Origin of the sequence: Massilia putida, from assembly GCF_001941825.1 — a bacterium.
GTDB lineage: Bacteria > Pseudomonadota > Gammaproteobacteria > Burkholderiales > Burkholderiaceae_D > Telluria > Telluria putida.
Genome location: NZ_CP019038.1, coordinates 5,955,491 through 5,979,686 on the forward strand (window position 1 = coordinate 5,955,491; position 24,196 = coordinate 5,979,686).

Below are 24,196 nucleotides of genomic sequence, written 5' to 3' on the forward strand. Positions count from 1 at the left end.
GCGAAAGCGGGAATAGTGCCCCGGCACTATTCTTCCGTACCGAGCTACAGAATCCGGACCGTCAAAGAGACTGTAGCGTCTTAAACGGACCGACTTCGGGACTTCAGCATGGGGAACAAACCGGTTGGCTGTTCCCGCTTTCGCGGGAACGGGAACGACGGTGCTTGTTCAACGCATCTGCGTGTAGTTCACCGGAACCCAGCGATACCCCTTGCCCTGATTGGCCAGATGGCCCAGCCCCGGGAACTGCAGGTGCGCGCCGCCGATCATCCAGCCGTTCTTGGCCGCGTCGTCGAACACTTTCTTGCGCGCCGCGTAGGCCGCCTTCTCGTCGTTGTCGAAGGCGATCGTCACCTGCGGATTGTCGAACTGGACGGCCGCCAGGTGGATCAGGTCGCCGATCAGCACGAGCTTCTGGCCATGGCTTTCCACCGCGTACACCGTGTGGCCCGGCGTGTGGCCGTGCTCGGCGATGGCGGAAACGCCCGGGACCAGTTCGCCGTCCGCGTCGATGGGCTTGAACTTGCCGGCCTCGACGTAGGGGTTGATCGAGGCCATCGCGCCCTTGAAGAAATCTTTCTTGTCGGCCGGCGCCTTGTCCATGTTCGCCTGGCTCAGCCAGAAGTCGGCGTCGGCCTTGCCAGCGCGCACGATCGCGTTCGGGAACACGCGCTTGCCGTTGTTGACGAGGCCGCCGACGTGGTCGCCATGCATATGGGTGATGTAGATCTCGTCGATCTGCTCCGGCTGGTAACCGGCCGCCTTGAGGTTGCTGACGAACTTGCCGACGGTCGGGCCCATCAGGACACCGGCGCCCGTGTCGACCAGCACCAGCTTGCTGCCGGTGTTGATCAGGAAAGCGTTGTCGGAGGTTTCCACAGGCAGCTTGAGGAAATTCTTCGCAATGGCGGCGCGCGTCAGTTCCGGCTTCTGGTGCATGTACTGGTCCATCGGCAGGTCGAAGGTGCCGTCGCTGATCGGCGTGATTTCGATGTCGCCGACCATCACGCGGTAAAAGCCGGGGGCGGGCGTCTTGACCATCGGCGCGGCGGCCTGGGCGGTAAAGGCCGCGGCGGCGAGGGCGGCGGCGAGCAGGGTGTGCTTGATCATGTTCTTGTCCTCGAAAAGAATGACACAACGCGCGGGCGCGGGTTGCTTATCGTACATAATTGTTCAGTATCTCGCTGGGCCTGCTGGCCTTTCCTCAATTTACCTCAATTGCGGCGCACTAAAGGCAGCGTGCGCAAGGTGCGCCGCTCGTGTTCCTCGTCGTGCAGGGTGGCTGTCGCCTTGATCAGGTCGCTGCGGCTGACCACGCCCAGCAGTTGCGCGTTGCCCGACTGCGCCACGACCGGCAGCCGTTCGATGCCATGCACGGCGAGGCGCGTCGCGACGGCGCGGCAGGTTTCGCCCGGCAGCGCGACGAGCGGCGGATTGGCGCCGAACAGCGCGCCGACGCGGGTCGCCGGTGCGTGGCCGTTCAATGTGCCGCGCTCGACCATGCCGACGATGAGGCCGCCACGCGTGACGGGGAAGCCGCGGTGCTTCTGGTCCGGGCCGAAATGCGTGGCCAGCACGTCGCCGATGGTGGCGTCGGCATCGATGTGCACCACGTTCGTGCTCATCACCTCGGCCACGCTGTGGCGTTCGAGTGGGTCGATGCCGTACTCGCGGTAGATGTGGTGGCCGCGGCGGGCGATCTTTTCCGTCAGGATCGAACGGCCCATCGTCAGCACCGTGAAGCCGTAGGCGCCGGCGGACGCGGCCAGCAGCGGCAGCAGGGAGTTGGCGTCGTGCGTGAGTTCGAACGCGAACACGACGGCCATCACGGGTGCGCGCATCATGCCGCCCAGCGTCGCCGCCATGAACACGAGCGGCCACAGCGCGGGATCGGCACCGGGCAGGTACGGGCCCAGCACGGCGCCGAGGCCCGCGCCGAGCATCAGCAACGGGGCCAGCACGCCACCGGACGTGCCGGAGCCGAGCGCGATCAGCCAGATGACGAGTTTCACGGCCAGCAGGGCGACGATGGCGCTTGCGACCATATGGTTGTGCAGCAGATCGCCGATGACGTCGTAGCCGACGCCTAAAGCGCGCGGCTGGAAATAGCCGCCGATGCCGACGGCGAGGCCGCCCAGCGCCGGCCACCACATCCAGTGGAAGGGCAGGCGGTGGAAGGCGTCCTCGACGCGGTACAGCGCCGTCGACATCAGCCACGCCAGCGCGCCGCACGCGATGCCGGCCACCAGGCAGGAGCCGAGGGCGATCGGGCTCACGGGCGCGGTCTGCAGCGGGAACAGGGCGCCGGCGCCGATCGCGAGCGGACGCAGGAAGCCGGCCACGGCGCACGCCGTCGCCACCGGCAGCAGGCTGCGCGGACGCAGTTCGAACAGCAGCAGTTCGACGGCCATCAGCACGGCGGCCACCGGCGTGCCGAACACGGCCGTCATGCCGGACACGGCACCCGCCACGAGCAGCGATTTGCGTTCCCCGCCCGTCAGGTGGAAGTGCTGGGCGATCAGCGAGCCGATGGCGCCGCCCGTCATGATGATCGGGCCCTCGGCGCCGAACGGGCCGCCGCTGCCGATCGCGATGCCGGACGAGAGCGGTTTCAGCACGGCGACCTTCGGGGACATGGCGCTGCGCTTGAACAGGATCGCCTCGATCGCCTCGGGAATGCCGTGGCCGCGGATCGCCTCGGTGCCGTAGCGGGCGATCAGGCCGATGATGAGGCCGCCGATCACGGGGATGACGATGACCCAGGCGCCCAGCGTGTTGTCGGCCGGCGACAGTTCAGAGAACGAGAATTTTCCGTAGAAGAACAAGTCCGTGAAGAAGCGGATCATGGTCAGCAGGACGCGCGCGGCGACCGTGCTGAGTCCGCCGATGAGCGCCGCGAGGGCAACGATGCGCAGCAGGCGGACGTCGCCCGAAAAATCGCGCCGCGGCGTGGAAGGATGGGGGGCAGGTTTCATGTTGTTATACAAGATTGGGAACGGTAAAGACGCCTTGCAAGGCGCGCAGCTCGGCGCGGTGGACGGCGGCGAGGCGCGTCAACAGTGCTTCGCCTTTCGGCAACAGGTGCACCTCGACACGGCGGCGGTCCTCGGCGTTCGTGCGGCGCGCCACGAGCTCGCCGGCTTCGCAGCGCGTGACGAGCGCGACGACGCCGTGCTGCTTGGCCTGCAGCCGTTCGGCCAGCTCGCCCACGGTGGCCCATTCGCGTCCGGAAAACCCCTTGATGTGCAGGAGGAGCAGGTATTGCAGCGGCGTGATGCCTTCCGCCTGCACGGCGTTTTCGGAGAAGCGCTCGTAGCGCCGCATCTGGTAGCGGAATTCCGACAATGCGGCGAAATCCGTCTTGGACAGCGGAGGGGTGTCGTCTTTCACAGGCTGATATGACTCGAGGGCGTTGGCTTTGGGAACCAAATAATATATCATAACGTGATATTTTTTGGCGGCGCCAGCCGTTGCCCGTTTTTTCACAATCGACAGGAAAGAAGTTGGAAAAAAGTCTGGACTGGTTGCGCTCGTTCGTCCCGCAACCCAATACGGTGCCGCGCGGGGAACGCATGCGCGCGGTGGCAGGGGCCCTCGTCGGGCTGTTCGTGACGGCGATCCTCAGCGACATGCTCACGAAGGGCTCCGGCATCGTGCCGTTGACCCTGGTGGCGCCGATGGGCGCATCGGCCGTGCTGTTGTTCTGCGTGCCGGCCAGCCCGCTGGCCCAGCCGTGGTCGGTGATCGGGGGGAATACGATTTCCGCGCTGGTCGGCATCATCTGCGCGAAGGCCGTCGACAATCCGGCGCTGGCGGCACCGCTGGCCGGCGCCTGCGCGATCTTCGTGATGTTCGTGTTGCGCTGCCTGCACCCGCCCAGCGGCGCGGTGGCGCTGACGGCCGTCCTCGGCGGCCCGGCCATCCATGCGGTCGGCTTCAAGTTCGCGTTTCTGCCCGTGTGCCTGAATTCGACCCTGATCGTGCTGGCCGCGCTCGTCTTCAACAACCTGACGGGCCGGCGCTATCCGCACAACCAGAAATCGATCCTGCGCACGGCGCAGAAGGAAGCGCACGCGACGGGCGACCAGCCGCCGATGGCGCGCCTGGGCTTCACGGCCGAGGACCTGGACGCCGTGCTGGCCCGCTACGGCCAGGTGCTGGACGTCAGCCGCGACGACCTGGAAGAGATCCTGCTGCAGACGGAACAACGCGCCTACGCGCGCCGCTTCGGCACCGTGAATTGCGGCGCGATCATGTCGAAGGACGTCGTGACGGCCACCCCGGACATGCCGCTGGCTGAGGCCTGGCGCCTGCTGCGCCACCACAACCTGCACGCGCTGCCCGTGCTGGACGCGTCGCACCGCGTGGCCGGCATCATCGGGCAGGGTGATTTCCTGCACCATGCTGGCCTGGACGATTACCAGACCGTGGGCGAACGCCTGCGCGGCCTGTTCGCCCACGTGCTGGGCGTGCGGCCGGATCGGGCGGCGACGGTGGGGGAGTTGATGTCGACGAAGGTCGCCGTGGTCGAGGCGAACGAACCGATCGCGACGCTCGTGCCCCTGATGAGCAATGTCGGATTCCACCACATTCCCGTGGTGGACGAGCGTGCCGTGTTCCTGGGTGTCGTCAGCCAGTCCGATTTGCTGGCGGCGTTGTTCGAAAGCCGGTTGGCCGAAGCCGCGTAATGTCAACCGGGGTCAGACCCCGATTTTGTGCAATAGCCTTACCGACTTTTCCGCTGAGCTATTAACTAAAACTGGGGTCTGACCCCGGTTTTAGTCATTGGCCCCGCAGCACTTCTTGTACTTTTTCCCACTGCCGCAAGGGCAGTCGTCATTGCGACCGACCTTGGGTTCGTCGCGGCGCACCGTCTCGACGGCGGCCTTGCGGCGTGGCAGCCAGAAGCGGTGGATGCCCGGCAGGTTGGCTTCGATCTCCAGCGCGAGCTTGTGCGCCAGCTTCGGATTCTCGACTTCCGCCAGTTCGCTTTCCTCGATCTCGTCCGCGCCCAGCAGGTAGATCGGGCGCATCAGCGGCGCCGCTTCCGACTCCCAGATCTCGTTCCACGAGCCTGGACGCAGTTCCATGCCTTCCCAGAAACCCCAGCACCACGCTTCCGCGTCGATCAGGGTCTCGCCGTCGATCTCGTGCTCGACGTACAGCGGCTCGAATTCCTTGGGCGCAACTTCGAAGGTGACGAGCACCTCGTTCATGAAGCGCATGATCAGGTTGACGATGCGCTCTTCCTCCTTCGGATTCTTCCACTTGGGCACGGCACCCGCCTCGCCCCACACATGCGGCAGCCACTCGGCCGGCATGATGGTTTCCGGGCCGATCGCGATGGCGGTCAGGTAGCCGTGCAGCGTGTCCATCGTCATCGCGTCGTCGGAGCAGCGATCGGACAGGAGGAAGTTGTCGAGGTCGTCGAATTCTTTTTCGGAGAGGGGCTGGTCGAGTTGCATTGTTGCGTATCCTTGCGTTGAAGGCGCCAGTGTAACGCCTCTCGCCCCCCGGCCGGCGAAAAAATGCGCGTCCCGGTCGCCCGCCTTACAATGGCGGAATGCACAATCCCGACATCCCCGACAGTCATCCCTTCTCGCGGCTCGACCCGCTGATGGTCCTGGACGCCGTCGACAGCGTCGGCCTGCGCGGCGACGGCCGCCTGCTGGCGCTGAACAGTTACGAAAACCGCGTCTACCGCGTCGGCCGCGAAGAGGGCCAGCCCGTCGTCGTCAAGTTCTACCGGCCCGGACGCTGGAGCGACGCCGCCATCCTCGAGGAACACGCGTTCGTGCAGGAGCTGGCCGACCAGGAAGTGCCCGTCGTGCCGGCCGACGTCCTCGACGGCCGCACCCTGCACGAGCACGACGGCTTCCGCTTCGCCGTGTTTCCGAGCCGCGGCGGCCGCGCGCCGGAGTTGTCCGATCCGTCGACACTGGAATGGATCGGCCGCTTCATCGGCCGCATCCACGCGGTGGGCGCGTCGGCAACCTACGCCGAGCGCCCCCGGCTCGACCTCGACACCTTCGGCCGTGAACCGCGCGCCTGGCTCATTGGCCACGGTTTCATTCCGCCCGAGTTGCTGACGGCGTACACGAGCGTGCTCGACCAGGCCCTGGACGGCGTCGCCCGCTGCTATGACCGCGCCGGCGCACTGCCGCTGCTGCGCCTGCACGGCGACTGTCACGTGGGCAATGTGTTGTGGACGGCCGACGGCCCGCACTTCGTCGACTTCGACGACAGCCGCATGGGCCCGGCCGTGCAAGACCTGTGGATGCTGCTGTCGGGCGAGCGCCAGGAGATGGTGCGCCAGCTGGGCGACGTGCTGGCCGGCTATGAGGATTTCTGCGAATTCGACCCGCGCCAGCTGTACCTCGTCGAGGCGCTGCGCACCCTGCGGCTGATCCATTACTCGGCGTGGCTGGCGATGCGCTGGGACGATCCCGCGTTCCCCGCGGCTTTTCCCTGGTTCAATACCCAGCGCTACTGGCAAGACCGTATCCTCGAGTTGCGCGAGCAGGTGGCGCTGATGGACGAGCCGCCTTTGTGGCCGGTCATCTAAACCCGGAATTGGCGTTGTTTCACGATGCAGCTCGGCGTGACACGAAACGGAGCCATGCCGCATAATCTAGACGCGGACTCGTCCGGGCCCGCACGCCACTTGACGAGCCTCCCATGACCGACGCCGACCGCAACGATCCATCTGCACAGAAAGACGACGCCGATTTCACGATCGACCTGATGCCCGCCGCCCAGGACCACGCGGCGCCGCAGGTCGAGCCGCAGCGCGAACATCTGGAACAGCGTGCGATCAAGGAAGGCATCGCGCGCGTGGAGGCGGAGGCGAAGGCCGCGGTGGCGGCCGAGAACCGCGCCCATGCCGAGGCGCGGGCCCGCAGCCTGGCCGAGGAACGCGCGGCTATCGACGCCGAAGCGGCGGCCGCCGCGCTCGCGAACGCGCAGGCGTCGGAAGAAGCGATCGAGGCGAACCGCGACCGCATCGAAACCCTGCGCGCCGCCGCCAAGGCCGCCGCCGAGCGACTCGAAGCGGTCCGCCAGGAGACGGCCGGGCTGCGCGCCCGCGTCGAATCCGACACGCAGATCCGCCTGGCGGCCGAGGCGCGCGCCCGCGCCGAGGAAGACGCCCGCAAGCGCGCGGCCGAACAGGCGCGCATCGACACCGAGATCGCCGCCCGCGCCCAGCGCGACGCCGAGGATCTCGCCATCCACGCCGAGCAGGCACGCCTGCAGGCGGCCGAGCGCGTGGCCGCCGTGCACGCGGCGCGCGAGGAAGTGCACCACAGCGCCAGCGCCGACGCTCGTGTGGCGATCCTCGCGCGCGAACGCGAGCGGGCCGAACGGGCTGCGCGCCAGACGGCCGAAAAGCTGGCGCAGGCGGAGGCGGAAGCACTGGAACTGGCGCAGCAGCGCGAGCGGGCCGACCAGGTCGCGCTGGCGTCCGCGTTCGCGCGCGCGGCCGCGGAGGCGCGCGCGCTCGAGGAAGCGCGGGCCCTCGCGCATATCGAGCAGGAACGCGAAGCCATCGCACTGGCCCAGGTGGAATCGGAACGGACGGCCGCGCAATCGCTGCGCATGCGCCTGCAGACGGAAAAAGAATTGCGCGACGCGGCCATCCACCGCGAGCGCCAGGAACAGATGTCGTTCGAGGCCGCGGCCGCGCGGCGCGAAGCCGAGGCCCGTATCCTGGCCGCGACCCAAGCCCGCATCGAGGCCGACCGCAAGCTGCGCGACGTGGCCATGGCCCGCGCCGCGGCCGAAGAGGAAGAGGCGCAGCAGAGCGAGGCCCGCTTGCACGCCGAGCGCGAAGCGGCCGAACAGGCGCGCCTGCGCGCGGAGGCGGATCGCGCGGCCGTGGTCGCGGCGCAGCGCGATCTCGATGCGCAGCAGCGCGAGCGCCAGCTGGCCGAGGAACGTGCGGCGCTGTCGGAGGCCGCGGCCGCCGCGCGCAGCGCGCAGAACGCCGCGCTCGAGGCCGAAGTGGCCGCGCAGGCCGAACAGACCGAACGCGAACGCGAAGCGGCGCGCCTCGCCGGGCAGCGTGCGGCGCAGGCACGGGAACTGGCCGAGGCCGAACAGGCGCGCGTGCAGGCCGAGCAGGACGCGCTGGCGCGCCAGCAGGCACGCATCGAGGCGGAGCGCGCACTCGCCGCTGCGGCCGAAGCTCGCGCCGCCGCCGAGCAGGAACAGGCGGCGCAACTGGCCGAGCGCGTCGAGACCTTGCAGCGCGAGATCGCCGCGTTGCAGGCCGAAACGGCGGCGCGCCTCGCCGCGGCGGAGCAGGAACACGCCGTGCGTCTGCAGGCCCAGCGCGATATGCTCACGGCGCAGCAGGCCGAGATCGACGCGCGCCTCGCCACCGCGGAGCAGGAGCACGCGGCGCGTCTGCAGGCCCAGCGCGAGCTGCTGTCGGCGCAGCAGGCCGAGATCGACGCCCGCCGCGCCGCCGCGGAACAGGAACACGCGGCCCTGCTGGCCGCGCAGGCCGAGAGCGAGCAGCGCATCGCCGCCGAGCGCCAGGCCGCCATCGACGCGCAGCGGGCCATCACCGAACATGCGGCGCGCCAGGCGGCACACGAACAGGCGATCGCCGACGCCCAGCGCGTCCAGGCGGCCCGCGCGGCGGAACTGGCGCAGGCGCAGGCCGACCGCGCCGCCCACGAACGGCGCCAGCAGCAGCTGACGGAAGAATTGCTGGCGGCGGAACGCGCCGCCGCCGACGCCGCCCACGACGCTTTGCTGCTGCTGGAGCAAAAGCTGACGTCGCAACAGCAGCAGACGGCCGCCGACGTGCGCGCCAACGACGCGGCGGCGGCGCGAATGGCGTCCGAGCGCGCGGCCGTCGCGGCGGCCGAAGCCCGCGCCGCCGCCGAAGCGGAGCGCGCGCAGCTGGCCAAGATGCGCGAGGCGGCCGAACAGGCCGCGGCGCAGGCCGCGCTCGACAAGCGCGACGCCCAGCGCGCGTTACTGGCCAACGCCCAGCTGGCGGCCGAGATGCAGCGCAAGACCGCGCTGGCCACGCAGGAAATGATGGAGGCGAAGAAGCGTCTCGTCGAACTGGAATCCGCGCGCCAGGAAGAGCAGGTGGCGGAACTGGCCGCGCTGCGCGAACAGATCGAGGCGCGCCAGGCCGAGGCCAAGCAGCGCGCCGAATCGGAAGACCTCGCACGCGAAGTGCTGGGCAGGTTCTCGCAGCAGCCGTCGAAGGTGCAGGCGGCGATGCGGCTGGCGGACGCGGTGGCCAAGCAGCGGGCCGACCGGGATCACGAGTAGTCCGACAACGTCGTTCGCGCGACAGCGGGAATCGCGCCCCTGGCGCTATTCCCTCCATGCTGAGCAACAGGATGCGGTAACTTGGAAGCACTGCAGTGTGCTTCGTAGGCCGGCTTCGGACGCTCGGCATGGGTTCCCGCCTTCGCGGGAACGACGCTGCGATCTATTTACGCCTTCGCGTTCCTCTCCAGATACGCCCGATGCCCCGGCATCTTCGCCACCGTCTGCGCGATGAGATCGCGCAGCCCGGCGAAGTGGCCGTGCAGCTGGCGCATGTCGACGTCGTCCGCGAACGGATCGTAGCGCTCCGGCACGACGCCCAGACCCATCAGCATCGCGATGAACGACGGTTCGGCGAAGCCGTCGCGGTCGAGGATCGTGATGCGGCCCGTCGTGCGGAACAATTCGATCTGGTGCGCGAGGGAATCCGGGATCTTCATGTTCGCGCAATAGCGCCAGAACGGCGTGTCGTCGCGCTTCGTCAGCTTGTAGTGCAGGATGATGAAGTCGCGCACGGATTCGTAGCGCGAGCCCATCACGCGGTTGAATTCGGCCGCCAGCTCGGGGCGGAAGTCGCGGTCCGGCCACAATTCGATCAGCTTGCCGACCGCGGTCTCGATCAGGCTGATGCTCGTCGATTCCAGCGGTTCCACGAAGCCCGCCGACAGGCCCACGGCCACGACGTTCTTGACCCACGACTTCTTGCGCCGGCCCGTGACGAAGCGCAGCTGGCGCGGTTCGTCCAGCGCTGCGCCATCGAGGCCGTCGAGCAGGTCCCGGCGCGCCTGCTCGTCCGTCGTGAACGCATTGCTGTACACATGGCCGTTGCCCGTGCGGTGCTGCAGGGGGATGCGCCAGAGCCAGCCCGACCCCTTCGCCGTCGAACGGGTGTACGGCGTGACCGGTTCCACGCGCGCGCACGGGACGGCGAGCGCGCTGTTGCAGGGCAGGTGCTCGCTCCAGTCCTCATAGCCGGCCTTGAGCGTGTCTTCGATCAGCAGGCCGCGGAAGCCCGAGCAGTCGATGAACAGGTCGCCTTCGACCGTGCGGCCGTCGCGCAGGCGCAGGCCCGTCACGAAGCCCGTTTCCGGATGCTGGTCGACGCCCACGATCATGCCTTCGATGCGGGTGGCGCCGCGCGCCGTCGCGTAGTCGCGCAGGTAGGCCGCGTACAGGCCCGCATCGAACTGGAAGCCGAAGGAAAAGGCGTCCGTGACGCCCGGCTGCGTGTTTGCGGGCATCGTGAACTTGTTCTCGCACGCCATCCTGGACGCCACCGACCAGTTTTCCAGCGCGGGCATCTTGTCGAACGCGCGCGCCAGGTGCAGCCAGTGGTGGTGCGGGGACAGGCCGTTGATGGGCGGGCCGAAGTCGCCGAAACCGTGGAAGAAGCGGTTGCCGAGGTGGCCCCAGTCCTGGAAATCGATGCCGAGCTTGAAGGTCGCCTGCGTCTTCTTCATGAAGTCGGCGTTGTCCAGCTGGAGGGCGTTGTTGTAGAAGCGGATCGTGGGCAAGGTCGCTTCGCCGACGCCGATCGTGCCGATCTCGGGCGACTCCACCAGCACGATCTCGCAGCGCTTGCCGAGCCGCTGGGCCAGCGGGGCCGCGGCCATCCAGCCGGCCGTGCCGCCGCCCACGATGACGATGGTGCGGATGGCGTTGTGTTGCATGTGTGTCTCCTGTTTGTTCACAGGAGTGTAGGGCACGGCGGACTACGCGGCAACAGAAATGTTTGCGTATAACATTTCTTGTGGCGCGACGTCACATATTGCTCGGCGACACAGGATTGGAACCGCCGGTGACAGCCTTTTCGACGAAGTATTCCGTCTCACCGAAGCACGAGGTCGGCACGCCGACGTGCTGGGCATAGGTCAGCTGCACGCGCTGTCCCATCGCGGCCTGCAGCTGGCGCACGACGGCCTCGTCGCGGACGGTGAAATTGAAGCGTTCGGGAATCGCGCCCGGCATGCTCGACAGCAGGAGTTCCCCTTCCCACGTCTTGCACAGCCAGCCCTTGCGCGACAGTTTTTGCAGGTAGCCGGCCCGTTCGCCTTCCGAATACGACCAGTGCAGCACGATCCACGTGTACAGGGCGAACAGCGCCACGGCGGCGATGACGACGGAGGCGAGGATGGCGATGGCGCGGCGCGGCAGGGTCTTGGGCATGATGGGTGCGCAAAGAATGGTTGATATCGGACGTGACGAGGCGCGCCCATTCTGAACACAGGCGCGCGGATTGTCAAAACATCACAGGCTTATACGTTCACCCCGAACGAGCGGGCGAGGGGGCCGAGGCCGCCGTTGAAGCCCTGGCCGACGGCGCGGAATTTCCACTCGTTGCCGTAGCGGTAGAGCTCGCCGAAAATCATGGCCGTCTCCGTCGACCTGTCTTCCGACAGGTCGTAGCGGGCGATCTCGCGCTCGCCGTCCGCGTTCAGACAGCGGATGAAGGCGCGCGCCACCTGGCCGAAATTCTGGCGGCGCTGGTCGGCCTCGTGGATGGTGACGGAAAACGCGATTTTCTCGATGTCCGGCGGCACCCGGCTGAGATCGACGAGGAGGCGCTCGTCGTCGCCTTCGCCCTGGCCCGTGCGGTTGTCGCCCGTGTGCTTGACGGAACCGTCGCTGGATTGCAGGTTGTTGTAGAAGATGAAGTCGGCATCGCCGCGCACCTTGCCGTCGCCGCGCAGCAGGAAGGCGCTGGCGTCGAGGTCGAAGGTGGCGCCGTCGGTCGAGCGCGGGTCCCAGCCGAGGCCGATGATGACCTTTTTGAGGTTCGGATCTTCCTTGGACAGGTTGACGTTGCCGCCTTTCTGCAAACTGATCGCCATCTTGCTTCCTTTCGATTGAGGGATGAGGGTTTCAGGTCGCCGATTCCAGCGCTTCGCGTTTCTTGTAGCGGATCGACGACCACAGCGATATCAGGATGAACGCCACGCCGGACAGGCCGGTGAACCATTCGGGAATCTCGTACTCGACGCTGGCGAACATGATCAGGGCCAGGATGCCGATCGCGTAGTGCGCGCCGTGCTCGAGGAAGACGAATTCCTCCAGCGTGCCCTTGTGCACGAGGAACACGGTCAGCGACCGCACGAACATCGCGCCGATGGCGAGGCCGAGCATGATCACGACCACGTCGTTCGTGATCGCGAACGCGCCGATCACGCCGTCGAAGCTGAACGACGCGTCCAGCACTTCCAGGTAGATGAAGCCGCCGAGGCTGCCCTGCGAAATCAGCTTGCCGACGGCCGGATCGGATTCCTCTTCCTCCAGCAGCCCGGAAAACCAGTTCACGCCCACATACACGAGCACGCCGACGACGCCGGCGATCAGCACCGACAGCTTGCGGTCCTGCGCGACGAGGCTCATGCAGCCGAACGCGGCGAGCAGGGTGAGCAGGATGGCGAGGCCTTCCGTGCCGTACTTGCCGATCTTTTCTTCGATCCAGCCCAGCCAGTGGAGTTCCTTTTCTTCGTCGAACAGGAAGTTGAGGAAGACCAGCAGCAGGAACGCGCCGCCGAACGCGGCCACTTCGGCGTGGCGCGACGCCAGGTTGCGGGCATACTCGGCCGGGCTGTCCACCGCCATGTGCCAGACGTCGATGAGACCGAGGCCGGTCGCGACCGACACGATCAGCAGGGGAAACAGCAGGCGCATGCCGAACACGGCGACGACGATGCCGACCGTGAGGAACAGCTTTTGCCAGAACGCGTTCCAGTTGCGCAGGACGGAGGCGTTGACGACCGCGTTGTCGAACGAGAGCGAGATTTCGAGCACGCCCAGCACGGCCGCGATCCACAGGCCTTGCACGAGGCCGGCGGCGCCGCCGTGGGAAAAGCCCCACCAGCCGGCCAATGCCAGCAGGACGGCGGCGACCACGAACGACAACCTGAAATGTTGCATGCACGGCTCCTTATTGACTGAAATACCACACGGCGGATATTAACCCGGTTCCCTCTCTGACGGGCGCATCGGATGTCGTCTTGACAAGCATGGCGACGGCCGCATCGAATTGCTCTCGCGACATGGCATCTGCCATAATGCCGCCCGGCGTCATGCCTCCCGTATTTCAGCCTGAATGGATTTCGCATGGATTTTTCTTATCTGGTCACCCCGGTGCTGACCTGGCTCGTGGTTGGCCCGATCAAGTTCCTCATCAACAGTGCGCGCCAGGGGCGCTGGGCGTTCAACCTCGTCGGCAACGGCGGTTTTCCCAGCAACCACAGCGCCACCGTCACGAGCATGGCGACCCTGATCGCGCTGCGCGAGGGCATCGGCCATCCGGCGTTCGGCGTGGCCGTCACCTTGTGCTTCATCGTGATGATCGATGCAAACAGCCTGCGCCAGCACGTCGGCCGCCAGGCGGCCGCCATCAACCGCCTGGCCGCGGACACGGCCGGCCACAAGACGCTGCGCGAGCGGATGGGGCATACGCTGGTCGAGATCGGTGGCGGCATCGTCACCGGCATCCTGATGGGCAACCTGGTGTATCACCTGTTTGCCAAGTAAATAAATCGGATCGCCGCCTTCGCGCACTGGTGTCCGGAATCATTTCCAACCCGCGCAATTGATTTTCATGGATAGGTAAAAGCCGTCGTTCCCGCGAAGGCGCGAACAGCCCACCGGGCTGTTCCCCATGCAGAAGTGCCGAAGTCAGTCCGTTTAAGAGACTACCGTATCTTTGACGTACAAAATTCTATGGCTCAGCATGGAGGGAATAGTGCCGGGGGCACTATTCCCGCTTTCGCGGGAATGACGTCACTTTTTTCGAAATCTTATTCCGGACGCCAGTGCGCCTGCGCGCGAACGACGGCGTTCGAGTCGGTCGTCGGTCCGCGCAGGCGGGAGCCCCGGTTTGGTCACCGTCACCGTCCACCCGGACGTCCATCTGTCCGTTTTGTCGTGCAATTCATACTCGGCCAAACGCATTTCATCCCGCCTATCTGCAGTTCATCCCATCAAAACCGCGCTTTGCCGAACCGTCAATTGACGGTAAAGACGGCCTCACTGATACTGCCCGCTGGCCTTTTGTCGTCTTATTTTTATACAGGTAACGAGTCCATCTCGGGGGAACCAAGAAATGTTGCGCAAAACTATAATCTTCCTTGCTATTGCCTCCGCACTCAGTGCATGCGGCAAACACGACAGGGACCCGGCCAAGCCCGACGCCGCTACCGCGCAGGCGGACGGCAAGCAGAAGGATGGCAAGGCCGTCCAGCTGCTGGTGGCGCCCGAGGATGTGTTGACCGTGCAGAGCAGCGCGCTCGCGAACGGCCCCGTGATCACGGGCTCGATCCAACCGGAACGCAAGGCCGACTTGCGCGCGGAAGTGTCCGCCGTCGTGCTGCAAGTGCTCAAAGAAAACGGCGATGCGGTCAAGAAAGGCGACGTGCTCGTCAAGCTCGACGAGACGTCCATCCGCGACAGCCTGATGTCGGCCCAGGAAGCGCTGCGCGCGTCCACCCAGGCGTTCGACCAGTCGCAGCGCGCCCTCGAGCGCATGAAGACGCTGCGCCAGTCCGGCATGACCTCGGCCCAGGCCCTGGACGATGCGGAAGTGCGCCGCAACAATGCCCAGAGCGACGTCTCGGCCGCGCGCGCGCGCCTCGTCGCCGCCCAGCAGCAGGTGACCCGCACCGTCGTGCGCGCGCCGTTCGACGGCATCGTATCGGACCGCAAGGTGTCGCCGGGCGACACGGCCGCCGTCGGCAAGGAATTGCTGAAGGTGATCGATCCGACGAGCATGCGCTTCGAAGGCCGGGTATCGGCCGACAAGATCGCCGCCGTCAAGGTCGGTCAGCCCGTCATGTTCCGCGTGAACGGTTATGGCGAGCAAAAGTTCGCCGGCGTCGTGAAGCGCATCGACCCGAGCGCGAACGACGTCACCCGCCAGGTCGAGGTGCTCGTCGGCTTTGCGAACGAAGCCCGTCCGCGCGTGGCCGGCCTGTATGCGGAAGGCCATATCGACGCCGAGCTGACCGACGCGCTGATGCTGCCGGAGTCGGCCCTCGTGCGCGACGGCGACAAGACGTATGCCTGGAAGGTCAAGGGCAATTCACTGGCCAAGGCCGATCTGGCGATAGGCCCGCGCGACCCGCGCACCGGCGGCTTCGAGGTCAAGGGCGGACTGGCCGCGGGCGACACCGTGCTGCGTCATCCGAGCTCCAGCCTGAAGGACGGCCAGAAGGTCGAGCTGACCGCCGCCGCCAGGATGGCCAGCGCCGCCAGCAATCCGGCACCGGCCAAATAAACCGGGGAATCCGTCATGTTCCTTTCCAATTTCAGTGTCAAGAAGCCCATCGCCACGCTCGTGCTGGTCATCGGCATGATGTGCATGGGCCTGCTCGCGCTCAGTAAGCTGCGTGTGAACCAGAACCCGGACGTCGAAATCCCGATCATCGTGGTCACGATTCCGTACCCGGGCGCGTCGCCGGAGACGAGCGAGCGCGAGCTGCTCGACCGGCTCGAAAAGCCGATGCAGGCGATCACCGGCGTCACCGAGATCAACTCGTATGCCAACGAAGGCAGCGCGACGATCGTGTTGCAGTTCGACTTCAAGCGCAACCTGATCGAAGCCTCGGACGACGTGCGCAACGCGATCGCCGGGGTGCGCTACAAGCTGCCGGTCGAGATGCGCGAACCGGTGCTGCGGCGCGTGGACCCGTCGGCCCAGCCGATCATGAACCTGGCGCTGTCGTCCAACACCCTGAGCCATGCCGAGATCTCGCGCCTCGCCGAGGACAAGCTGGCGGACCGCCTGCGCGCCATCGACGGCGTCGCCAACGTGCAGGTCAACGGCTCGCTCAAGCGCGAACTGTCCGTGCTGCTGCACGCGCAAAAGCTGCGTGAATACAATGTGTCGGTCAGCGACGTGACGAGTGCGCTGTCGCGCCAGAACACGAACGCGCCGGTCGGCAAGGTGCGCAGCGAGCTGGACGAGAAGGGCATCCGCCTCGTCGGGCGCATCGAGCATCCGGAAGATTTTTCGCAGGTCGTCGTCAAGCGCAACGGCGACACGATCGTGCGCCTGAACCAGGTCGCGGACGTCAAGGACGGCTTCGCCGACATCGACACCTATTCGATGCGCAGCGGTAAGTCCAACGTCGGCATCTCGATCATCCGCTCGCGCGAAGCGTCGACCGTGGGCATCGCGAAGAAGGTGCGCGCGATGGTCGAGGAGATCAACAAGGAACTGCCGCAAGGCACCAAGCTGGACGTGACGCGCGACGGCGGCGACGAGGCGCAGCGGAGCCTGAACAACGTCATCGAATCGCTGGTGTTCGGCGCCGTCCTGACCATCTTCGTCGTGTACGCGTTCCTGAATTCCTGGCGTTCCACCTTGATCACGGCGCTGTCGCTGCCGACGTCGGTGCTGGCCGCGTTCATCGCCGTGTGGCTGTGCGGCTTCACGCTGAACTTCATGACGCTGCTCGGCCTGTCGCTGGCGATCGGCGTGCTGATCGACGATGCCATCGTGGTGCGCGAAAACATCGTGCGCCACATGGAAAACGGCGCCGACCGCCGCACCGCCGCGCTCGAAGGCACCGCCGAGATCGGCATGGCCGTCGCCTCGACGACGTTCTCGATCATGGCCGTGTTCATTCCGGTCGCGTTCATGCCGGGCATTTCCGGCGAATGGTTCCGCCCGTTCGCGCTGACGGTCGCGTGCTCGGTGATCGTGTCGCTGTTCATCTCGTTCACGCTCGACCCGATGCTGTCGGCCTACTGGGGCGATCCGCCGGGCCACCACCACGCGCCGAAGCGCGGCATCGAAAAATACCTGGCGAAGTTCAACGTCTGGTTCGACCACCAGGCCAACCGCTACGGCCACGTCATCGCCTGGGCGCTGCACCACCGCCGCTGGATGGCGCTGATCGCCGTCGCCAGCCTGGTCGGGGCCCTCATCCTGCACGGCAAGTTCGGCGGCTCGGCCTTCCTGCCCAAGATGGACGCCGGCCAGATCGCGATCGAAGTGCGGACCCCGGCGTCGTCATCGGTCGGCTACGCCAGGATGAAGATGGAAGAGGCCGCCGCGATCGCGCGTACGCTGAAGGAAACGAAGGAAACCAACAGCTCGATCAACTCGGCCGGCGGCCGCATCTACGTCGACATCGGCAAGCGCCGCGAACGCTCGCGCACGGCCGCCGAGATCGCGGTCGAACTGCGCGGGAAGATCGCGCGCCTCGTCGGCGCCGAGTACACGGTCACGGACGATTTGAACGGCAACGGCAAGCCCGTGCAGATCGAGTTCACCGGTCCCGATTCGCGCAAGCTGATGGAACTGACCAATGCGTACATGGACAAGCTGCGCCAGGTGAAGGGCGCCGTCGACGTCACGCTGTCGCAGCAGGATCCGAAGGACGAGCTGCAGATCGAGCTCGACCGCGGCCTGGCGAACATGATGGGCATCTCGGTCGGCGACGCCGCCACCGCGCTGCGCGTCGCGTTCGCCGGCATCGAGGTCGGCGACTGGGTCGACCCGACCGGCGAGACCCGCGACGTGGCCGTGCGCCTGGCGCCGGAAGACCGCCTGGGCTTGGAAAACATCGAACGCCTGCCGATCGCCGTCGCCGGCACCAACACCATGGTCCCGCTCGACCAGATCGCCAAGATCACGATGGGCAAAGGCCCGTCGGCGATCGAGCACAAGGACGGCAAGCGCGTGATCACCGTGTCTGCCAACGTCGAAGGCCGCTCGAACGGCGAGGTGACGGACGAAGCCATGAAGCTGGCCAAGTCGATGGACTTCCCGCCGGGCTACGGCCTGTCGCTGGGCGGCGCCGGCAAGGACCAGGCCGAGGTGTTCACGCAGATGACGATCGCGCTGGTGTCGGGCATCGGCCTGATGTACCTGATCCTCGTGATGCAGTTCGGTTCGTTCACGGCGCCGCTCTCCGTGATGCTGTCGCTGCCGCTGTCGCTGATCGGCGTCGTCCTCGCGCTGATCCTCACGCACGGCACGCTGAACCTGATGAGCTTCATCGGCATCATCATGCTGATGGGCCTCGTGGCGAAGAACGCGATCCTGCTGCTCGACGCCGCCCGCACGCGGGAAGCGGAAGGCATGGACCGCGAGGAAGCGCTGATGGCCGCCGGCCGCGCCCGCCTGCGTCCGATCCTGATGACGACGTTCGCGCTGATCGCCGGCATGTTCCCGGTCGCGCTGGCCCTGGGCGATTCCGGCCAGTTCTACCAGCCGCTCGCGATCGCGATCATCGGCGGCACGATCACGTCGACGATGCTGACCTTGCTGGTCGTCCCGACCTTCTACGACAGCATCGAGATCGCCCGCGACCGCATGGTCGCCAAGTTCCACCGTCGCGCAGCCCGCTTCACCGCGGTGCCGGCGTTCGTGATGACGTTCGTCGAAGCGATCCTGACGCTGGTGATGGTGCGCCTCGTGTTCCGCATGGTCGTGAAGGCAGGCCGCTTCGCCTTCCGCCGCGGCCGCCCGGCGACGGCGTGATCCTTGCCGGCCGCGGCCGGCATCATGTGAAAGGGCCTGCGCGTGCAGGCCCTTTTTTTACGGCAAAGGGCCGTTCAGGGCCCTTTGCCGTTGCCCCATGACGATCAGCGGCCCGAGGTGCCGGTCCCGGACGTGCCGGACGTGCCGGAGGTGCCCGACGTGTCGCTGCCGGTCGTGCCGGACGTGCCCGACGAACCGGAAGAACCTGAAGAACCGGTGCCGGTGCCCGAGGTGCCGGTGCCCGAGGTACCGGTGCCGGTGGTGCCGGTCGTGCCCGTGCCGGTGGTACCGGTGCCCGTTGCGCCGGTGCCGGTCTCGCCCGTGGTGCCTGTCGCGCCGGTGGTACCCGTCGCGCCGGTGGTGCCCGTGCCGGTGGTGCCCGTCGTGCCGCTGGTGCCCGAGCTGCTGCTCGGCGCGGTGGCCGACGTTTCGCCGGTACCGGTCGTGCTGGTGGGTTCACTCTTCTTGCAGGCGGCCAGGCTCGCCATCAGTGCTGCAGCAAACAGAATTTTCGATGCGTTGTTAAGAGCTTTCATTTGTTTTACTCCTCGTTCACGTCTATCGTTTTACCGCCGTCTCCAGGTGAGGCGCTGGAGGGTCGGCGGCAGCTTGCGGTTCCCGATGGGTCTGTCGGCCCAAGCGCGAACCATCAGGGAACCGACGCAATACGCGGCCCCGTGGGGTACGAATCCGACAGTCAGGATTAGACTGGCATGTCGCCGGCCGGTTCGTCGGATTGCACGCCTTTTATAAGAGCCGAACCATCATCGTTCAACCCTCGGTCCACCGGCGAAATGGCCGGATGGTCTAGGCGCCGCGTCGGCGTTGTCGCCGGCGGCTTGTTCGAGCAGGGCGGGAATGCCATCGCACAATTCCCGCGCCAGATAACCCAGTTTGCCAAAGCGTTCGGCCAGGCGTTCGCCCGCGCGCGCATGCAGCGCGACGCCCCAGGTGGCGGCCTGCGCCAGCGTGGCGCCGCGCGCCGCGAGGCCGGCGATGACGCCGGCCAGCACGTCGCCCGATCCGGACGTCGCGAGCCCGACATTGCCGCCCTCGTGCTGCCAGCGCTCGCCGCCGGGCGCCGCGATGACGGTGCGCGCGCCCTTGAGCGCGACGACGGCGTTCCAGCGCCGCGCGGCCTCGAGCGCATGGTGGTCCGGGGCGGCGCCGATCTCGTCTTTCGCAATGCCCGTCAGGTGGGCCATTTCGCCCGCATGCGGCGTCAGGAGGACCGGCACGTCGAAGCGGAACGGCGGATTGCCCGCGGGCGGATGCAGGACCGCGCCCATCGCCTCGGCGTCGAGCAGCACGTTCGTGTCGGTGCCGTCCAGGCGGGGCAGCAGCGCGTGCACGAGGCGGGCCGTCGCGGCTTCGTCGCGCATGCCGGGGCCGATCAGGATGGCGCTGATCTTGTCGGCCAGCGGATCGTGCGCGGCCACGGCTTCGACGGTGAAACCGCCGGCCTCGTTCTCGGCCAGGCCCAGCACGCGCGATTCCGGGATCGCCAGCGCGACCAGCTGGGCCACGCTGCGTCCGGTGGCGATGGTCAGCTTGCCGGCGCCCGCGCGCAGGGTCGCCGTGGCGGCCAGGATCACGGCGCCAGGCATCTCGCGCGAACCGCCGAGCACGAGCACGTGGCCGCGGTCTTCCTTGTCGCCGTCGTTCGAGGGCACGGGCAGCGGCCAGGTGCGCAGCAGGCTGGAATCGACGTCGCGCGGGCGGGCATGGGTATGCAGCGTCATGGGGGCAGGACCTCAGGCTTTGGCGGCGGTGGGCTGGTCTTTGGCGGCCGTGACCGGGGTACCGGTGGCTTCGAGCGGCGCGACGAAATTGACCAGGCGGACAGCCAGCTTGCCGCGCTTGCCCAGCGTGGGATCGAAGGCATAGGAGGTGACCGAGCAGTTCGGCACGTCGCCGGCGCGGTCCTGCGCGAGGATCGTCGCCTCGTCCATCCGCTCCAGCAGGTAGCGGAAGCAATTGACGATGACCTGGTGCGCGACGATCAGCACGCGCTCGCGCGGGTACTCGCGCGTCATCGTGTCGAGGACGCTGCGCAGGCGCAGGATGACGTCGCACCAGCTCTCGCCGCCGGGCGGGCGGAAATAGAACTTGCCGACGTGGTGGCGTTGCTCGTGCAGCTCGGGATATTTCTCGGCGATGCCGCGCACGGTCAGGCGGTCGAGGATGCCGAACTCCTTTTCGCGCAGGCGTTCGTCGGCATGCACGGCCAGCAGCTCGTCGCGGTTTAAGCGCTGCATCAGGATGTTGGCCGTCTCGGCCGCGCGCACGTACGGCGAGTGCAGCACGACGTTCGGCTGGCCGTCGGGCGGCAGCGCGGCGAACCAGCTCGACAATGCCTGCGACTGACGCACGCCCAGCTCGGACAGGGGCACGTCGACGTCGCGTTCGGCGATGTCGATGCGCAGCCCGGCCGCGGCCTCGGCGGCATCGCGCGCGACATTGCCGGCGCTTTGTCCATGCCTGACGAGCCAGATTTCTTGAGGCCACTTCTGATCCATCATCCGACCGTTTGTGATTTTGACATGACGCGATCATAGACGGATTCGGCGGGATTTCCGCGCACGATTCCGGACGAAAATGTGTGCCGAAACGACGTGTAGGCGTGGTCTTACGGCAGCGCGGGAAGCGCGTGAATGCTGAGCGGCGTCATCCCGCCGCGCCGGTCCGGGCTTATGCTGCCCGCGTGACTCACTCATCCGCGGAGATCCCCATGCAGCCCTTGCGTCGTTTTTCATCCCTGTGCGCGGCCGCCGTCCTCATGGTGCCGTTGCTGGCGTTCGCCGCGCCGCTGTACAACGTCACGGTCGTCGCCGGCGCGGGCAGCGCCGCGCGCGATCTCAATAACCTGGGGCAGGTGGTGGGCAGCATGGCGAGCGGCAGCGCCGCGCACGCCTTCCTGTTCAGCAACGGCAGCCTGGCGGACCTCGGCACGCTCGGCGGCCAGTACAGCATGGCGTCGGCGATCAACGATCGCGGGCAGGTGGTCGGCAACGCCGAGCTCGGCGACGGCTGGCTGCGCGGCTTCATCTACGACGGCGGCGCGATGACCGCGCTGCCGGCGACCACCTATACGCTGGCGTACGGCATCAACAATGCCGGCACGGTGACCGGATCGGCGTCCGTGGATGCGCAATACGTCAATCCCCGGCACGCCTTCACCTACGCCAACGGCACCTATACCGATCTCGGCACCTTCCCGTACGGCGACGCCAGTTTCGCCTTCGCCATCAACAACCGCGGCGACGTGGTGGGCGAAGCGGCGACGTCCATGGATGGCGGACCGAATCATCCGGTCAATCCCTTCCTCTATCGCGACGGGGTCATGACGGACCTGGGCAACCTGGGCGGCATCTGGACGGGCGCCACGGCCATCAACGACCATGGGCAGATCGTCGGCTATGCGGGCCTGCCGGCGATCGGCGGCAATCTTTATCCGCAGACCGCGTTCCTGTACGAAAACGGCGTGATGCGCGACCTGGGCGGCCTCGTGTCCGACCCCGACCGGCAATTCGGCAGCACGGCCAAGGGCATCAACAACCTCGGCCAGGTCGTCGGCGCGGCCGGCGTGGGCCTTCCGGGCAACCACGGCTTCCTGTACGACGACGGGACGATGACGGACTTGAACGCGCTGATCGATCCCGCGTCTGGCTGGGTGATCACGGACGCGGCGGCCATCAACGAGGTGCGCCAGATCGCCGCCACGGCCTGCAAGGAAGGCCTGTGCTACGCCGTGCGGCTCGACCTCGTGCCGGCCGTGCCGGAACCGTCCGTATTCATGCTGCTCGCCGGCGGGCTGGCCCTGCTGGGCTGGCGCCGCCGGACGGCGGGGGGCGTCAGGCCACTTGCTCCTCGCTGTCCAGGTTGACCTCGGCGTCGCTGTCGAACACCTTCATGTCGGTCTGGCCGAGCACGCGGCTGGCGAAGGTGCCGGCCGTGATGGACCCGCTGACGTTGAGCGCGGTGCGTCCCATGTCGATCAGCGGCTCGATGGAGATCAAGAGGCCCGCCAGCGCGACGGGCAGATTCAGTGCCGACAGCACGATGAGCGCCGCGAACGTGGCGCCGCCGCCCACGCCGGCCACACCGACGGAACCGATGGTGACGATGCCGACGAGCGGCAGCAGGAAGGCGCTCGTGAACGGATCGATGCCGACGGTCGGCGCGATCATCACGGCCAGCATCGCCGGATAGATGCCGGCACAGCCGTTCTGGCCCATCATCGAGCCGAACGACGCGGCGAAGTTGGCGATGCCTTCCGGCGTGCCGAGGCGCGCGGTCTGCGTCTGCACGCTCATCGGAATGGACCCGGCGGACGTGCGCGACGTGAACGCGAACGCGAGCACGGGGAAGATCTTTTTCACGTAGCGGCCCGGGTTCAGGCCCACGGCCGCGATGATCAGGAGGTGCACGCCGAACATCAGGATCAGCGCGCTGTACGAGGCCATCACGAAGCCGATCAGGTTCAGGATGTCCTGCAGGCTGGAGCTCGCCAGTACCTGGGTGATCAGGGCGAACACGCCGAACGGGGTCAGGCGCAGCACGAGGGTCACCATGCGCATCACGATCACGTGGGCGACGTGGACGAATTCGCTGAATGTTTCGAACACGTCCGGCTTCTTGGCGGCGATGCCCGTGGCCGAGACGCCGATGAAGATCGAGAACAGCACGACGGCGATCGTCGACGTCTTGCGCGCGCCCGTCATGTCGAGAAAAGGGTTTTCCGGGATGAACGACAGGATCAGCGTCGGCAGCGACACGTCCTGCGCGGCCGACAGTTTGCCCTCCAGATAGTGCCCGCGCGCGACTTCGGCCGCGCTCGACGTCAGGCCGACGGCGGAGAGGCCGTACAGCTTGGCCATCAGGATGCCGATCGACGCCGCGATGGCCGTCGTGACCATCAGCGTGCCGATCGTCAGCGCGCTGATCTTGCCGAGCGACGACGCGTCGCGCAGCTTGAGGATGGCCTGGATGATGGAAACCATGATCAGCGGCATGATGATCATCTGCAGCAGCTTGACGTAGCCCGTGCCGACGATGTCGAGGTAGGCGTTCGTCTGCGCGATGACGGGCGAGCCGTTGCCATAGAACGCCGGCAAGGCGGCACCGAGCACCAGCCCCAAGCCGAGGCCCGTGAACACGCGTTTCGTGAAGGACAGGTGGCGCTGCTGCATGACATACAGCAGGCCGCACGCGGCGAGGGCGACGGCCAGGTTCAGGATCAAGGGGAGACTCATGGTGTCCTCGGATTGCGTTGCCTGGACGCCTTATATGCGAACAGGGAATATAAGAATCGCATTCTATATTTAATCATGCGGGTTTGCATGAGGGCCCCCGGCACGTGGAAACGGCCGGTGTTGTGAATTGTTAAATATTGTTGACACTGCAAGCCGAGTTTGCAAGACTCAGCCGTTGTCC

General features: G+C 66.8%; 19 protein-coding genes. 7 read left to right on the top strand and 12 right to left on the bottom strand.

Annotated elements, in window-relative coordinates; genetic code table 11:
• Positions 1-168: 168 nt before the first annotated feature.
• From BVG12_RS28720 to BVG12_RS28730, 3 genes are all read right to left on the bottom strand, one after another.
• Entirely contained in the window at positions 169-1,110 is a 942-nt protein-coding gene (locus BVG12_RS28720; protein WP_075796623.1) for an MBL fold metallo-hydrolase, read from the bottom strand.
• A gap of 104 nt (positions 1,111-1,214) precedes the next feature.
• Positions 1,215-2,975: a chloride channel protein gene (locus BVG12_RS28725; protein WP_075795383.1), complete on the bottom strand. Its 1,761-nt coding sequence runs from the start codon at positions 2,973-2,975 to the stop codon at positions 1,215-1,217.
• Between the two features lie 4 nt (positions 2,976-2,979).
• Positions 2,980-3,324, bottom strand: coding sequence for a MarR family winged helix-turn-helix transcriptional regulator (locus BVG12_RS28730; RefSeq protein WP_083685848.1), 345 nt, complete (start codon positions 3,322-3,324; stop codon positions 2,980-2,982).
• A 179-nt stretch (positions 3,325-3,503) separates the two neighbouring features.
• Here BVG12_RS28730 and BVG12_RS28735 point away from each other — a divergent pair, with 179 nt between their 5' ends.
• Positions 3,504-4,688 carry an HPP family protein gene (locus BVG12_RS28735; protein WP_229503746.1) on the top strand — a complete coding sequence of 395 codons (1,185 nt, stop codon included), beginning with the start codon at positions 3,504-3,506 and terminating at the stop codon, positions 4,686-4,688.
• 90 nt (positions 4,689-4,778) lie between these two features.
• On the opposite strand, the gene BVG12_RS28740 is transcribed toward BVG12_RS28735, so the two are convergent.
• The gene (locus tag BVG12_RS28740; protein WP_075795385.1) at positions 4,779-5,465 is read right to left on the bottom strand and encodes a UPF0149 family protein; all 687 of its coding nucleotides are present in this window, start codon (positions 5,463-5,465) and stop codon (positions 4,779-4,781) included.
• 98 nt (positions 5,466-5,563) lie between these two features.
• On the opposite strand from BVG12_RS28740, the gene BVG12_RS28745 reads away from it, so the two are divergent.
• Positions 5,564-6,565 (top strand): serine/threonine protein kinase, encoded by a 1,002-nt coding sequence (locus BVG12_RS28745; RefSeq protein WP_075795386.1) that lies wholly within the window; start codon positions 5,564-5,566, stop codon positions 6,563-6,565.
• A gap of 113 nt (positions 6,566-6,678) precedes the next feature.
• Positions 6,679-9,294: a hypothetical protein gene (locus tag BVG12_RS28750; protein ID WP_075795387.1), complete on the top strand. Its 2,616-nt coding sequence runs from the start codon at positions 6,679-6,681 to the stop codon at positions 9,292-9,294.
• A 167-nt stretch (positions 9,295-9,461) separates the two neighbouring features.
• Here BVG12_RS28750 and BVG12_RS28755 read toward each other — a convergent pair whose 3' ends face one another.
• The 4 genes from BVG12_RS28755 to BVG12_RS28770 form a co-directional block, all read right to left on the bottom strand.
• Positions 9,462-10,964, bottom strand: a complete 1,503-nt coding sequence (locus BVG12_RS28755; RefSeq protein ID WP_075795388.1) for a tryptophan halogenase family protein — start codon at positions 10,962-10,964, stop codon at positions 9,462-9,464.
• Positions 10,965-11,055: 91 nt separating this feature from the next.
• On the bottom strand, positions 11,056-11,460 hold the full coding sequence (locus BVG12_RS28760; RefSeq protein ID WP_075795389.1) for a DUF8785 domain-containing protein: 405 nt from the start codon (positions 11,458-11,460) through the stop codon (positions 11,056-11,058).
• A gap of 89 nt (positions 11,461-11,549) precedes the next feature.
• Entirely contained in the window at positions 11,550-12,125 is a 576-nt protein-coding gene (locus tag BVG12_RS28765; RefSeq protein ID WP_075795390.1) for a TerD family protein, read from the bottom strand.
• A gap of 31 nt (positions 12,126-12,156) precedes the next feature.
• Positions 12,157-13,197 carry a DUF475 domain-containing protein gene (locus tag BVG12_RS28770; RefSeq protein WP_075795391.1) on the bottom strand — a complete coding sequence of 347 codons (1,041 nt, stop codon included), beginning with the start codon at positions 13,195-13,197 and terminating at the stop codon, positions 12,157-12,159.
• Between the two features lie 186 nt (positions 13,198-13,383).
• On the opposite strand from BVG12_RS28770, the gene BVG12_RS28775 reads away from it, so the two are divergent.
• The 3 genes from BVG12_RS28775 to BVG12_RS28785 all read left to right on the top strand — a co-directional run bounded on the left by BVG12_RS28775 (position 13,384) and on the right by BVG12_RS28785 (position 18,760).
• Positions 13,384-13,803: a divergent PAP2 family protein gene (locus BVG12_RS28775; protein WP_075795392.1), complete on the top strand. Its 420-nt coding sequence runs from the start codon at positions 13,384-13,386 to the stop codon at positions 13,801-13,803.
• 571 nt (positions 13,804-14,374) lie between these two features.
• Positions 14,375-15,544, top strand: a complete 1,170-nt coding sequence (locus tag BVG12_RS28780) for an efflux RND transporter periplasmic adaptor subunit (RefSeq protein WP_075795393.1) — start codon at positions 14,375-14,377, stop codon at positions 15,542-15,544.
• A gap of 15 nt (positions 15,545-15,559) precedes the next feature.
• On the top strand, positions 15,560-18,760 hold the full coding sequence (locus BVG12_RS28785; protein ID WP_075795394.1) for an efflux RND transporter permease subunit: 3,201 nt from the start codon (positions 15,560-15,562) through the stop codon (positions 18,758-18,760).
• Between the two features lie 104 nt (positions 18,761-18,864).
• On the opposite strand, the gene BVG12_RS28790 is transcribed toward BVG12_RS28785, so the two are convergent.
• From BVG12_RS28790 to BVG12_RS28800, 3 genes are all read right to left on the bottom strand, one after another.
• On the bottom strand, positions 18,865-19,296 hold the full coding sequence (locus BVG12_RS28790) for a hypothetical protein (RefSeq protein ID WP_169926845.1): 432 nt from the start codon (positions 19,294-19,296) through the stop codon (positions 18,865-18,867).
• 228 nt (positions 19,297-19,524) lie between these two features.
• A complete protein-coding gene (locus BVG12_RS28795; RefSeq protein WP_075795396.1) occupies positions 19,525-20,502 on the bottom strand; it encodes an NAD(P)H-hydrate dehydratase in 978 nt (325 codons plus the stop codon).
• 12 nt (positions 20,503-20,514) lie between these two features.
• Positions 20,515-21,279, bottom strand: a complete 765-nt coding sequence (locus BVG12_RS28800) for a histidine phosphatase family protein (RefSeq protein ID WP_075796625.1) — start codon at positions 21,277-21,279, stop codon at positions 20,515-20,517.
• A gap of 212 nt (positions 21,280-21,491) precedes the next feature.
• Here BVG12_RS28800 and BVG12_RS28805 point away from each other — a divergent pair, with 212 nt between their 5' ends.
• Positions 21,492-22,646, top strand: a complete 1,155-nt coding sequence (locus tag BVG12_RS28805; RefSeq protein WP_083685493.1) for a DUF3466 family protein — start codon at positions 21,492-21,494, stop codon at positions 22,644-22,646.
• Here BVG12_RS28805 and BVG12_RS28810 read toward each other — a convergent pair.
• A complete protein-coding gene (locus BVG12_RS28810; protein WP_075795398.1) occupies positions 22,615-24,015 on the bottom strand; it encodes an L-cystine transporter in 1,401 nt (466 codons plus the stop codon). The two genes, BVG12_RS28805 and BVG12_RS28810, sit on opposite strands and share 32 nt — an antisense overlap.
• Between the last annotated feature and the right edge of the window lie 181 nt (positions 24,016-24,196).